Origin of the sequence: Streptomyces rhizosphaerihabitans, assembly GCF_025399795.1 — a bacterium.
GTDB classification, from domain to species: domain Bacteria; phylum Actinomycetota; class Actinomycetes; order Streptomycetales; family Streptomycetaceae; genus Streptomyces; species Streptomyces rhizosphaerihabitans.
This window is the reverse complement of the sequence record NZ_JAODTZ010000073.1, coordinates 22,283-34,405: the sequence shown is the minus strand read 5'-3', so window position 1 is coordinate 34,405 and position 12,123 is coordinate 22,283. Positions and strand designations below refer to the sequence as shown.

General features: G+C 70.8%; 12 protein-coding genes and 1 pseudogene. 6 read left to right on the top strand and 7 right to left on the bottom strand.

All coding sequences use genetic code 11. The annotated features are described in order from the left end of the window. Positions 1–161 (top strand): annotated as a pseudogene (locus N4G66_RS40960) (RNA-guided endonuclease TnpB family protein); the annotation flags it as partial. 35 nt (positions 162–196) lie between these two features. Here N4G66_RS40960 and N4G66_RS40955 read toward each other — a convergent pair. The 7 genes from N4G66_RS40955 to N4G66_RS40925 form a co-directional block, all read right to left on the bottom strand. Continuing rightward, complete coding sequence (locus tag N4G66_RS40955) at positions 197–1,411, bottom strand: acyl-CoA dehydrogenase family protein (RefSeq protein ID WP_261709394.1); 1,215 nt, start codon at positions 1,409–1,411, stop codon at positions 197–199. 6 nt (positions 1,412–1,417) lie between these two features. Continuing rightward, entirely contained in the window at positions 1,418–2,440 is a 1,023-nt protein-coding gene (locus N4G66_RS40950; RefSeq protein ID WP_261709393.1) for a phosphotransferase family protein, read from the bottom strand. Between the two features lie 153 nt (positions 2,441–2,593). Beyond that, positions 2,594–2,890, bottom strand: a complete 297-nt coding sequence (locus tag N4G66_RS40945; RefSeq protein WP_261709392.1) for a hypothetical protein — start codon at positions 2,888–2,890, stop codon at positions 2,594–2,596. 300 nt (positions 2,891–3,190) lie between these two features. Beyond that, positions 3,191–3,520 carry a DUF202 domain-containing protein gene (locus N4G66_RS40940; RefSeq protein WP_261709391.1) on the bottom strand — a complete coding sequence of 110 codons (330 nt, stop codon included), beginning with the start codon at positions 3,518–3,520 and terminating at the stop codon, positions 3,191–3,193. Beyond that, entirely contained in the window at positions 3,517–3,909 is a 393-nt protein-coding gene (locus N4G66_RS40935; protein ID WP_261709390.1) for a YidH family protein, read from the bottom strand. Before N4G66_RS40935 ends, N4G66_RS40940 begins: the two co-directional genes overlap by 4 nt. A 77-nt stretch (positions 3,910–3,986) precedes the next feature. After that, positions 3,987–4,502, bottom strand: coding sequence for an NUDIX hydrolase (locus N4G66_RS40930; protein WP_261709389.1), 516 nt, complete (start codon positions 4,500–4,502; stop codon positions 3,987–3,989). A gap of 94 nt (positions 4,503–4,596) precedes the next feature. Continuing rightward, a complete protein-coding gene (locus N4G66_RS40925) occupies positions 4,597–5,490 on the bottom strand; it encodes a DMT family transporter (protein WP_261709388.1) in 894 nt (297 codons plus the stop codon). Positions 5,491–5,793: 303 nt separating this feature from the next. On the opposite strand from N4G66_RS40925, the gene N4G66_RS40920 reads away from it, so the two are divergent. The 5 genes from N4G66_RS40920 to N4G66_RS40900 all read left to right on the top strand — a co-directional run bounded on the left by N4G66_RS40920 (position 5,794) and on the right by N4G66_RS40900 (position 12,014). Then, the gene (locus tag N4G66_RS40920) at positions 5,794–7,449 is read left to right on the top strand and encodes an FAD-binding dehydrogenase (protein WP_261709387.1); all 1,656 of its coding nucleotides are present in this window, start codon (positions 5,794–5,796) and stop codon (positions 7,447–7,449) included. 381 nt (positions 7,450–7,830) lie between these two features. Next, the gene (locus tag N4G66_RS40915) at positions 7,831–8,781 is read left to right on the top strand and encodes a hypothetical protein (RefSeq protein ID WP_261709386.1); all 951 of its coding nucleotides are present in this window, start codon (positions 7,831–7,833) and stop codon (positions 8,779–8,781) included. Positions 8,782–8,821: 40 nt separating this feature from the next. Continuing rightward, positions 8,822–10,387: an APC family permease gene (locus N4G66_RS40910; RefSeq protein WP_261709385.1), complete on the top strand. Its 1,566-nt coding sequence runs from the start codon at positions 8,822–8,824 to the stop codon at positions 10,385–10,387. A 318-nt stretch (positions 10,388–10,705) separates the two neighbouring features. Then, positions 10,706–11,395 carry a molybdopterin-dependent oxidoreductase gene (locus N4G66_RS40905; RefSeq protein WP_261709397.1) on the top strand — a complete coding sequence of 230 codons (690 nt, stop codon included), beginning with the start codon at positions 10,706–10,708 and terminating at the stop codon, positions 11,393–11,395. After that, on the top strand, positions 11,379–12,014 hold the full coding sequence (locus tag N4G66_RS40900; protein WP_261709384.1) for a cytochrome b/b6 domain-containing protein: 636 nt from the start codon (positions 11,379–11,381) through the stop codon (positions 12,012–12,014). The genes N4G66_RS40905 and N4G66_RS40900 overlap by 17 nt, the downstream gene beginning before the upstream one ends. The last annotated feature ends 109 nt before the right edge of the window (positions 12,015–12,123 follow it).

Here is a 12,123-nt window from a genome sequence, read left to right as displayed (position 1 = left end):
TACTGCCGCTGTCGCAACGCACCTACACCTGCACCACGTGCGGAGCCGCGTCCCCCAGGGACAAGAACTCCGCCCGCGTGATGCTTGTCCGGGCTGGTCTCGACCCGGCTGGTGTCGAGGGCGCAAGACCTCCTGGAGCACTGCTCCAGGAGGCGGTCTGAGCCAGAAATCCCCTCCCGTCAGGGAAGGGGAGGTTTCAAACGTACTTCTTGATCTCCCTGTGCGCCAGTGAGCGCTGGTGGACCTCGTCGGGTCCGTCGGCGAGCTTCAGCGTCCGCGCGGCGGCCCAGAGCTCGGCCAGCGGGAAGTCCTGGCTGACGCCGCCCGCACCGTGCAGCTGGACGGCCTTGTCGAGGATGTCGACGACCGTGCGCGGAGTGGCGATCTTGATGGCCTGGATCTCCGTGTGGGCGCCCTTGTTGCCGACCGTGTCCATCATCCAGGCGGTCTTCAGGACCAGCAGACGCAGCTGCTCGACGGCGACCCGCGCGTCGGCGATCCAGTTCTGGACGACGCCCTGCTGGGCCAGCGGCTTGCCGAACGCCGTACGGGACACCGCCCGCCTGCACATCAGCTCGATGGCCCGCTCGGCCATGCCGATCAGCCGCATGCAGTGGTGGATCCGGCCCGGACCGAGCCGCGCCTGCGCGATGGCGAAACCGCCGCCCTCCTCGCCGATCAGGTTGCTCGCGGGGACCCGGACGTGGTCGAAGACGACCTCCGCGTGCCCGCCGTGGGAATGGTCCTCGTAGCCGTACACCTGCATCGCGCGCCGGACGACGAGGCCGGGTGTGTCGCGCGGGACCAGGATCATCGACTGCTGGCGGCGGATGTCGGCGCCGTCCGGGTCCGTCTTGCCCATCACGATGAAGATCTTGCAGTCGGGGTTCATCGCCCCGGAGATGTACCACTTGCGGCCCGTGATGACGTACGTGTCGCCGTCCCGCTCGATGCGCGTGGTGATGTTCGTGGCGTCCGAGGACGCGACCTCGGGCTCCGTCATCGCGAACGCGGAGCGGATCTCACCGGCGAGCAGCGGCTCCAGCCACTGCTTCTTCTGCTGCTCGTCGCCGAACTGGGCGAGCACCTCCATGTTGCCGGTGTCGGGAGCGGCGCAGTTCAGCGCGGTGGGCGCCAAGTGCGGGCTGCGGCCGGTGATTTCGGCGAGCGGCGCGTACTGGAGATTGGTCAGTCCCGCACCGTACGAGGAGTCCGGCAGGAAGAGGTTCCACAGCCCCTGCCTGCGGGCCTCGGCCTTCAACTCGCCGACCACGGCGGGCGTGTCCCAGGGCGAGGCCAGCAGGGCCCGCTGCTCCTCCGCGACGGCCTCCGCCGGATACACGTACTCGTCCATGAAGGCGAGCAGCTTCTGGCGCAGCTCTTCGGTGCGCGCGTCGAATCCGAAGTCCATGGCGGATCAGCCTTCCTGAAGGGTGGTCAGGCCGTGCTCGATGAAGACGGGGGTCAGTTCGCCGATGCGGTCGAAGCCCGCGCCGACCGTCTGGCCCTTGGTGTAGCGGTAGTGGATGCCCTCAAGGATCACGGCGAGTTTGAACCAGGCGAAGGCCGTGTACCAGGAGACCGCGGAGACGTCGCGCCCCGAGCGCGCGGCGTACCGCTCGACGATCTCGGCCGCCTCCGGGTGCCCGGCGGCCGAAGCGGTCGTGCTGATGGGGGAGTCGGGCAGGTCCAGGCGCGTGCTGTACATGACGAGCAGCCCCAGGTCGGTGAGCGGATCACCGAGCGTGGACATCTCCCAGTCCAGGATCGCCCTGATCCGGTCGTCGGGCCCGATCAGTACGTTGTCGAGCCGGTAGTCGCCGTGGACGACGGTCGGCGCGGGGGAAGTGGGCAGTTCGCGTCCCAGGGCGGCGTGCAGCTCGTCGATGCCGGCCAGCTCGCGGTTCCGGGACGCGTCCAACTGCTTTCCCCAGCGGCGCAGTTGCCGGTCCAGGAAGCCCTCGGGGCGGCCGAAGTCGGCGAGACCGACCTCGGCGGGATCCACCGCGTGCAGTTCGACCAGTGTGTCGACCAGGCCGAGCACCGCGTCACGGGTGCGCTGCGGGCCGAGCGGGGCGAGCTGGTCGGCCGTGCGGAAGGGGGTGCCCTCCACGAACTCCATGACGTAGAACGGGGCGCCGAGCACCGAATCGTCCTCGCACAGCAGCACGGGGTTCGGGACCGGCACGGCCGTCGGATGCAGCGCGCTGATCACCCGGTGCTCGCGCTTCATGTCGTGCGCCGTGGCCAGCACATGGCCGAGCGGAGGCCGTCGTACGACCCACCGGGCGGTGCCGTCGGAGACCGCGTAGGTGAGGTTCGACCGTCCGCCCTCGATCAGCCGGCCGGTCAGCGGGCCGTTCACCAGTCCGGGCCGCTCATGGTCGAGCAGGGCGCGCAACCGGTCGAGATCGAGACCTGGCGGGTGGTCCGGGCTCATCATTGCTCCTCAGCACACGGGAACGGGACGTGACCATGATGCCGACCAGTCGGTATGTCGTCCAGCGGCTGCGCGAAACGTGATCGGCGTCTCCCTCGGGGCGCGCGGGCCCGGGGGAGACGCCGTCGGTTCCGAGAGGTGGGTGCCGAGGGATCAGTGGTCGTCCCAGTGGCCTTCGTGCTCGGCGTGCCGGTGGCCGTCGTGCAGGTAGTCGACGTGGTCGCCGTGCGCCACGGCGGGATGACCGCAGCCCTCGCCGTGCTGATGGGCGTGCCGGTCGTGCGCCGCGTGACCGCTCGGCTCGCACTCGTCCCAGTGTCCCGCGTGCTCACGGTGCAGATGCCCGTCGTGCGCGTAGTCGACGTGGTCGCCGTGCCGCACCTCGGTGTGACCGCAGTTCGGACCGTGGACGTGCTGGTGGGTGGGGTGCTCCTGGTGAAGGGTGGTCATCGTGCTCACCTTCGGCTGTGACGTGAAGTGGGGTGCCCCGCGTGACGCGTTGCCCGCATGACGCGTTCCCCGTGCGATGCGGGGGTGGGGCGACGACTCAGGTTATCGCCGCAAACCGTCCTGGTTCAGACTATTCCGGGCGCGTGGTGCCCGGGTGCCCGGAGAGCGCCGCTGACACCGCGGAAACGTCGGTACCACCGCAACAACCGCCGATGCCACCGCGCCGATGCCGCGGTCGCCGTCGTGCCACCGCAGCCACCGCAGCCACCGACGGAGCGCCGACCCCGGCAGTGGTCGGCCCTAGAACACCAACGCCACCGCGCACACCGCCAGTGCCACCGCGCACAGGGCCGTCGCCGTCGCCTGCCGCGGGGCGAGCGCGGCCGGACCCGCCGGACCCGCGGCCGCCAGTGTCCGGATGCGCCGGTGGGCGAGGCCGAGGAAGGCCAGCCAGAGAACGCAGCAGAACGCGCACGCCACGATCCCGGCGGCCGAGTTCCGGTCGTGCAGGGCCGCCTTCGAGGCGAGTACGGCCACGACGGTGCTGGAGAGGGTCGTACGGCGCCAGGCCAGCCGCGTACGTTCCGGCTGGAGGCCCGGGTCCCGTTCCTCCCGGGCGCCGGTGGTCATCCCGCCCAGCCGGCGAGGACGACGACGACCATCGCGACCGCGACGATCGCGACAACGATGCTCAGCACCGCCGGGAAGCGCGACACCGGCAGGTCCTCGCCGCGCCGCATCGCCCGCTCGCAGCGCACCCAGTGATTGACGGCCCGCAGCGCGCAGAGCACGCCCGCCGCCAGCAGTGCCAGGGCGAGTCCCGCCCGCCAGGCCCAGCGCAGGTCCGGCAGGAACTGGTCCACGGCGAAGCCCCCGCCGATCAGTGCGAGCGCGGTGCGCAGCCAGGCCAGAAAGGTCCGCTCATTGGCCAGGGAGAACCGGTAGTCCGGGGTCTTGCCCTCGCCCCGGATCTCCTGCGGCGCGAACCACAACCGGACATTGCGCACGAGTTCGATCACGCCCAGGACCCTACCGGGGAGCCCGGCGAGGGACGCTGCCGGTGCCTCCCGTCTCCGTTCGGGCCGCTCCCGGACGCTCAGTCCATCGCCCGGTAGTCCGTGAGGCGCTCGTAGGCCGCCAGTCCGTCGGGCACCCAGGTCCAATCGGACAGTCGGCGCTCCACCTCGTCCTCCGTGAGGAAGTCGTGCCAGGCGACCTCCTCCACCTGCGGGTCCACCGGAAGCTCGCAGCGGACCTCGTACACGGCCGACCACCAGGTCGCCCCGGCCCCGTCGTCGTACAGGAACTTGAAAAGGGGAGTCGGCCGGGGGAGCCCGGAGACGCCGAGCTCTTCCTCGGCCTCGCGGAGCGCGGCGTCGTCGTAGGACTCGCCCGCGCCGACCACTCCGCCGACGAACATGTCGTAGAAGGAGGGGAACACCAGTTTGGTCGGGGTGCGCCGATGGACGAAGAGCCGGCCCTCGGCGTCCCGGGCCTCGATGAACACGCACCGGTGGCGCAGCCCGCGCGCGTAGGCCTCCCCGCGTGGGGACTGCCCGATGACCTGGTCGTTCTCGTCCACGATGTCGAGGATCTCGTCAGCGGCACTCATGGATCCATCCAAGCAGCTCCCGACGCCGCCGAGGCGGCGCGTGAAGCTCTCGGAGTGGTGCGTGGGGCCGTCGAGCTGCTGGGCCGGGGCTCGCTCAGTGTGGCTGGAGGTCCCGCGAGCGTTCCGGTTCCGCCGTGCCCGAGGGCATCGCCGGGTGCATGCCCAGCAGGATGATCCCCGCTACGACGGCCGCGAGCCCCGCGGCCTGCCAGGCGAGGGCGCCGGCGTCGGTGCGCAGTTGGTCCCCGAGGAAGCCCACCCCGCAGGCGATGCCGGCCAGCGGCTGGGCGGCGGTGAGCGCGGGCAGTGACATCCGCAGCGGTGCGGTCTCGAAGGCGCTCTGGACCAGGATCAGACCGGTCACGCCGAGGACGAGCACCGCGTACGGCTGCCAGCCGGTGATCAGCTCGCTCCAGCCGCCGGCACTGAACCGCTGGCCGCTGACCCGGGTGAGCGCGTCCTGCAGGCCGTACAGCAGGCCGGCGGCGGTGGCGAGGAGCACGGGTCCGGCGCTCAGCCGGGACCGTTTCGCGTACGTGGTGAGCAGCAGGGCGAGCCCGACCACGATCCCGATGATCAGCCAGTGCCGCAGCGGGTCGCTCACGGCGTCGCCGCCCTGCGGCTGCCCGGCCACGATGAACGCCGAGACACCGCCCGCGAGCAGCAGCAGTCCGGACCAGCCCTGCCGGCCCAGCGGCTGTTTGGTCTGATGTCGGGAGAGCGCGAGCGCGAAGAGCAGATTGGTCGCGAGGAGCGGTTCCACCAGCGAGACCTCGCCGTTGCCGAGCGCGATCGCACCGAGCACCATGCCGCACACCATGAGCCCGATGCCGCCCAGCCAGCGCGGGACCCGGATGAGGTCGAGCAGCAGACGGGGGGAGAGGAAGTCGCTGAGCGGGGCGTGCGAGGCGGCGTTCTGCTGGAGCACGAAGCCGAAGCCGAGACAGCAGGCCGCGCTCACGGCGAGGACCAGAACCAGTACCGACACGCTGGGTACCTCGATACATCGGGAGTCGGGGCGGGCCAGTGGTGCGTATCCCGCCGACTGTAGTGCCATGGGCCGGGGGCCTGTCCCCGGGAGTACCGAGAACCAGGCAGTTGACTCGGTCACCTTTCTTGCCGAAGGATCTGACCGATCAGTAACAAGTGCCGGTCGGCCGTGCGTACGGTCGACCACCACCAATGTCTCACCAACCAGCACGCTGTCGATCGGTTCGTGACAAATGTCATCAAAGCGCCCTTTTTGGCATCGACCCGGTCCGACCAGTCGGAATGTCGAGAGGACGGGCCCATGGCCTACGACGCAGATGTGATCGTCATCGGAGCGGGCCTTGCGGGGCTCGCGGCGACCGCGGAGCTCGTCGACGCGGGCCGCAAGGTGATCCTCCTCGACCAGGAGCCCGAGCAGTCGATCGGCGGCCAGGCGCACTGGTCCTTCGGCGGGCTCTTCTTCGTCGACTCGCCGGAGCAGCGCCGCATGCGGATCAAGGACACACACGCGCTCGCCCTGCAGGACTGGATGGGCACGGCAGGCTTCGACCGGCCCGAGGACCACTGGCCGCGCCAGTGGGCCGAGGCGTACGTCGACTTCGCGGCCGGCGAGAAGCGGCCCTGGCTGCACCGGCAGGGGGTGCGCTTCTTCCCGGTGGTGGGCTGGGCCGAGCGCGGCGGCTACGACGCCAACGGGCACGGCAACTCGGTGCCGCGCTTCCACATCACCTGGGGAACCGGACCCGGCCTCGTCGCCCCCTTCGAGCGGCGGGTACGGGAGGGTGTCGCCCGCGGTCTGGTCGAGCTGAGGTTCCGCCACCGGGTCACCGGTCTGTCCCGTAGCGCGGGCTCCGTCGACACCGTCACCGGGGAGATCCTGGAGCCGTCCGGCATCGAGCGCGGCCAGGCCAGCAGCCGTACGGTCACCGGCGCCTTCGAGCTCAGGGCCCAGGCCGTGATCGTCACCTCCGGCGGCATCGGCGGCAATCACGACCTCGTGCGCGCCAACTGGCCCGAGCGGCTCGGCACTCCGCCCGAGCGGATGATCTCCGGTGTCCCCGCCCACGTCGACGGCGCCATGCTCGGGATCGCCGAGGAGGCCGGCGCCCGCCTGATCAACCGCGACCGCATGTGGCACTACACCGAGGGCATCCAGAACTGGAACCCCATCTGGGAGAAGCACGGCATCCGCATCCTGCCGGGCCCCTCCTCCCTGTGGCTGGACGCGCGCGGCAACCGGCTGCCGGTACCGCTCTTCCCGGGCTTCGACACGCTCGGCACCCTCGAACACATCATGAAGACCGGGTACGACTACACCTGGTTCGTGCTCGACCAGAAGATCATCGGCAAGGAGTTCGCGCTCTCCGGTTCGGAGCAGAACCCCGATCTGACCGGCAAGTCGATCAAGGGCGTCATCGGGCGGGCCCGCGCCGATGTGCCCGGTCCGGTCAAGGCGTTCATGGACAACGGCGCCGACTTCGTCGTCGAGAACGACCTCGGCGCGCTGGTGCGCGGGATGAACGCGCTCACCGAGAAGCCGCTCATCGACGAGGCGGCGCTGCGCCGCGAGATCGTCGCCCGCGACCGCGAGATCGCCAACCCCTTCACCAAGGACCTCCAGGTCATGTCGATCCGCGGGGCCCGCAACTACCTCGGCGACAAGCTGATCCGCACCGCGCCCCTGCACCGCATCCTCGACCCCGAGGCGGGCCCGCTGATCGCGGTGCGCCTCAACATCCTGACCCGCAAGACCCTCGGCGGCCTGGAGACGGACCTCTCCTCGCGGGTGCTGACCGAGGGCGGCGACCCGCTGGAGGGCGTGTACGCCGCCGGCGAGGCCGCCGGATTCGGCGGCGGCGGAGTCCACGGATACCGGTCGCTGGAAGGCACCTTCCTCGGCGGCTGCCTCTTCTCGGGCCGCACGGCGGGCCGGGCGGCGGCCAAGGCGGTGAACTGATCACGCCCGAGACCGTCGTTCAAGCCGCTGTTCCGGGGCGGCTGTTCAGATCGTGAGGTTGTGGCGGCCGCCCAGGACATCCGTCCTGGGCGGCCGTTCGGCGCGTGAGGCCGAGTGGCTGTTCAAGCCATCGCTTCCGGGCGGCTGCCCGGCACGTCGGCACGACGCGGCTGTTCGAGTTGCAGGGACAAGATGGCTGCTCAAGTCATGGGGAAAAGGCGGTCGTTCAGGACGTTGGGGGCGGCATGCGACCAACTGCAGCGCAAACAAAGGCAGTTGACACGTGTAGCGACTTGGCCGGAGCTTGACTTGAACCCGTGGCTCCGGGTTTGCTGTGCGTGATCACTCTTTGACGAACCGCGCATGTGAGGTTGAGCAGCGGTGTCACCACCCCCACCTCCCCTGGGCCGCGGCCGCAAGCGGGCGTCCCAGGCCTTCGACGCCGCCCTCGACGACGCCGAACTCGTCGCCGCGCGCACCTCGTTGAACCAGGGGCGATGGACCGACGTCCGTGTGCTGCTCGCCGCCACCGGCGACGACTGGGACCGCCGCGGGCACCGTGTCACCGTTCTCGCGCAGGAGTCCGCGACGCTCGCCTGGGCCCGTGACTGGCAGCTCGCCGAACCGGAGTCCCCCGACGCCGCCGTACTGCTCGGCTGCGCCACCGTGGAGCGTGCCCTGCACGGCAAGGAACGCCCGGAGAGTGCCCGCGAGGCCTGCCACCGGGCCGCGGCCCTCGCCCCCGACGACCCCACCCCCTGGCTCGGTCTGCTCCTCCTGGAGCGGGTCCTCGGCGCCGAGAGTGAGGTGGTCCGCCTCTTCGACGAGGTGCGCCACCGGCACGCCGTCCATCACCACGCGCACCACCTGATGGTCGCCCGGCTCGCCGAGCGGCGCGCCGCCGCGGGCCAGGACCCCCTGCACGAGGTGTACGACTTCGCCAACTGGTCGGCCGAACAGGCGCCGGCCGACTCGCCGCTCGCGATCCTTCCGGTCGTCGCGCACGCCGAGCGCTTCCGTGTGCTCGCCGACGCCGGGATCGAGCCCGCCGACCCGGTCGCCTCCGGACACTGGGCCGGGCGCCGGGCCCGCCAGGTGATGAAAGCCGCCTTCGACTGGTGGCTGGAATGGGAGCACGGCGACCATCCGCGCCGGCTCGTCGACCTCAACTTCCTTGCCCACGCCAAGATCTGCGAGGGCCGGGACGGCGAGGCCGCCGCACTGTTCCACCGCATCGCGGAGCACGCCACCCCTGCTCCGTGGTCGTACCCGGACCGCGATGGGTACCAAGCCTTCCGTGCCGCGCGCGACAGCGTGCTCGGCACGGTGTGAACGCCCCCGAAGACCCGACATCCGAAAGGACCACCCCGCGATGACGACGGGCAGTTCGAGCACATCGAGTACGTCGAGCACGGGAAGACCGGACGCCGACGGCGCCGGCATCAGTACCTTCAAGGGGCAGGACCGGGCCCTGCGCGCCGGCCGGCTGGGCACGGCCGGTCTGCTGCTGTCCGTTCTCGCGGCGACCGCCCCGCTCATGGTGGTGGCGGGTGTCATGCCCACCACATTCGCGGTGATGGGCATCGTCGGACAGCCGCTGCTCTTCGTCATCCTCGGCATCGTCCTCGTGCTCTTCAGCGTCGGGTACGCCGAGATGAGCCGGCACGTCCACAACGCGGGCGCGTTCTACGCGTACATCTCGCGCGGACTCGGCGGCACCCCGGGCGCCGCCGCCGCCGCGGTCGCCCTCGTCGCCTACAGCGCGCTCCAGGTCGGGATCTACGGACTCTTCGGCTTCGAGGTATCCGGACTGTTCGCCACCTACCTCGACACCCAAGTCGCCTGGTGGATACCGGCGTTGGCCGCCGTGCTCGTCGTGGGCGCGCTGGCCTGGCTGAAGATCGACGTCAACGCCTGGGTGCTCGGCGTGCTGCTGATCATCGAGGTGGCGCTCGTCGTCGTCTTCGACGTGGCGGCCGTCGGCGATCCCGCCAAGGCAGGCCTGTCGCTGCACGCGTTCAACCCGGACACGCTCACGGGAGCGGGTGTCGGTACCGCGCTGTGCTTCTGCATCGCGGCCTTCACCGGCTTCGAACAGGCCCCGGTGTACGCCGAGGAGACCAGCCGCCCGCACATCCTCGTGCCGCGCGTCATGTTCCTCGCGATCGGTTTCGTCGCCGTCTTCTTCGCCGTCAGCTCATGGGCGCTGACCATCGCCACCGGCCCCTCGGCGATCGTCGGGACGTCCCAGAAGCAGAGCGCCGGGCTGCTGTTCTTCCTCACCGAGTCACGGCTCGGCTCCACCTTCACGGACGTCCTGCACGTGCTGTTCGTGACCGGCATGTTCGCGGCGCTGCTCAGCTTCCACAATGTCGTCGCGCGGTACGCCTTCGCCATGGGCCGCGAGGGCCTGCTGCCCACCGCCTTCGGCCGCACCACCGAGTCCAGCGGCGCCCCCGGCACCGGCTCGCTCCTGCACACCGTCGTCTCCCTGGTCGTGGTCGGCGGTTTCGCCCTGGCCGACGACAAGCCGACCGGCGACCCGACCGCGCCCGTGCTCCAGCTGTTCACCTGGGGCGGCAACGTCGGAGCACTCGGCGTCACCCTCCTCATGGCGGCCGCCTCGCTCTCGGTCATCGTGTTCTTCGTCCGCCGCGGCGCGGCCCGCGCCCAGTCCTGGCGTCTGGTCACCTCCGCGATCGCGGGCATCGCCCTGCTCGTCATCGCCGTCTACACGGTCAAGGACTTCGACGTGCTCGTCGGCGCGGGTCCGGACTCCGCCCTGAACGTGCTGCTGCCCGCCGTCATCGGGCTCGCCCTGGTCGTCGGACTGGTCCAGGGTCTGGTCCTGCGCTCCCGCAAGCCCGAGGCGCACGCCCGGATCGGCCTCGGCAACGAGGCGTTCCAGTTGGACAAGGCGGCCGAGTCCACCTCCTGATGAGGCCCCGCCGTCCTCTCCGGGGCCGAAGTTCTCGGACCGTACGTGAGAAGAGATGACGGAACGCTGACGAGCACCCGCCACCGCTGGCTTTTTGGGGGTCGCGGGTGCTCGAATCAAGAGGTGAACACTGAAAGGCCCGGGGAACCGGACCCGGAGCGACCGAGGTCGCGTGAACCGGAGCGGCCGGAGCAACCGGAGCGACCGGAGCCCCGCGAGCCGGAACGCCCCGAGCCGCGGGCTCCCGAAGACCGCGACACGCGCGAAGAACACGCCGCGCGCGAAGAACACGAGGACCCCGCCGAGCGTGGCAGGCCCATCGGCCGCCGGGTGCTGCTCGGCACGCTCGGACTCGGCGCCCTCGGCGTACTGACCGCGCCCACGCTCCAGCGCGGGATGGAAGCCTTCCTCGCGGGCGCCTCCCAGCGGGACCCCACGGGTCTGACGGGGCTGCTGCCCAACGGCGGCGGCTTCCGCTACTACTCGGTGGCCGCCTCCGTCCCCCACAAGAACGAGACGAACTACCGTCTCACCGTCGACGGCCTCGTCGACCACCCCACCAGCTACACCCTCGCCGACCTGCGCGCCCTGCCCCAGACCCGCCTGGTGCACGACGTCCAGTGCGTCACCGGCTGGCGGGTGCCCAGCACCCCCTTCGAGGGCGTACGCCTGTCCCACCTCCTCGACGCCGCCGGGGTGCACCACTCGGCCGGGGCGATCCGCTTCACCTGCTTCGACGGCACGTACACGGAGAGCCTCAGCCTGCGCCAGGCCCGCCGCCCGGACGTCCTGGTGGCCCTGCGCATGCAGGACAAGCCCGTCGGCCACAACCACGGCGGCCCCGTCCGCCTCTACGTGGCCCCGATGTACTTCTACAAATCCGCCAAGTGGCTCTCCGGCATCACCGTCACCGAGGACGTCCGTCCCGGGTACTGGGAGAACCGGGGGTACGACGTCGACGCCTGGGTCGGCCGTTCGAACGGACGCGACGATGAACCCACGAGTTGACGACACCCCGGCCGTGTCCTCGCACTCCTCCCACGTACGGCGTTTCACCCGGGCCGAGCGCTGGGTGCACCGGCTCACCGCCCTGCTGATGGGGGTGTGCGTGGCCACCGCCGCCTGCCTCTACATCCCCCAGTTCGCCGAACTCGTCGGCCGCCGCGAACTCGTCGTCCGCGTCCACGAGTTGGCCGGTGTGATGCTTCCGGTCCCGGTCCTGGCGGGCCTGGCCTCCCGCGCGTTCCGCCGTGACCTGGGGTTCCTGAACCGCTTCGGCCCGCACGACCGGGTGTGGCTGCGGGCGGTGCGCCGCCGCGACAAGGGCCACCGGTCCCGCCCGGCCGGCAAGTTCAACGCCGGACAGAAGATCTACGCCGCCTGGATCGCCGGGGCCACGCTGGTGATGCTGGGCACGGGCCTGCTGATGTGGTTCACCCACCTCACCCCGCTGATGTGGCGCACCTCGGCGACCTTCGTCCATGACTGGCTGGCCCTCACCGTCGGTATCGTCCTCGCGGGCCACATCGGCATGGCGCTGGGCGACCCGGAGGCCCGGCGGGGCCTGCGCACGGGATCGGTGAGCCGCGAGTGGGCCGACCGCGAACATCCGCTGTGGCGACCGTGAGCAGGCGCTGACGACGAAGAACGGGCTGTGGGGAGAGCCGAACTCGGCTCTCCCCACAGCCCGATCACGGCCGGACAGGCCCTGGACGCGGCCGGACCGGCGCTCGATG

Excerpts from the sequence above, each read along its gene's own strand:
- N4G66_RS40955 (WP_261709394.1), bottom strand. The coding sequence starts at position 1,411 with ATGGACTTCGGATTCGACGCGCGCACCGAAGAGCTGCGCCAGAAGCTG.
- N4G66_RS40950 (WP_261709393.1), bottom strand. The coding sequence starts at position 2,440 with ATGAGCCCGGACCACCCGCCAGGTCTCGATCTCGACCGGTTGCGCGCC.
- N4G66_RS40945 (WP_261709392.1), bottom strand. The coding sequence starts at position 2,890 with ATGACCACCCTTCACCAGGAGCACCCCACCCACCAGCACGTCCACGGT.
- N4G66_RS40940 (WP_261709391.1), bottom strand. The coding sequence starts at position 3,520 with ATGACCACCGGCGCCCGGGAGGAACGGGACCCGGGCCTCCAGCCGGAA.
- N4G66_RS40930 (WP_261709389.1), bottom strand. The coding sequence starts at position 4,502 with ATGAGTGCCGCTGACGAGATCCTCGACATCGTGGACGAGAACGACCAG.
- N4G66_RS40920 (WP_261709387.1), top strand. The coding sequence starts at position 5,794 with ATGGCCTACGACGCAGATGTGATCGTCATCGGAGCGGGCCTTGCGGGG.
- N4G66_RS40910 (WP_261709385.1), top strand. The coding sequence starts at position 8,822 with ATGACGACGGGCAGTTCGAGCACATCGAGTACGTCGAGCACGGGAAGA.
- N4G66_RS40900 (WP_261709384.1), top strand. The coding sequence starts at position 11,379 with ATGAACCCACGAGTTGACGACACCCCGGCCGTGTCCTCGCACTCCTCC.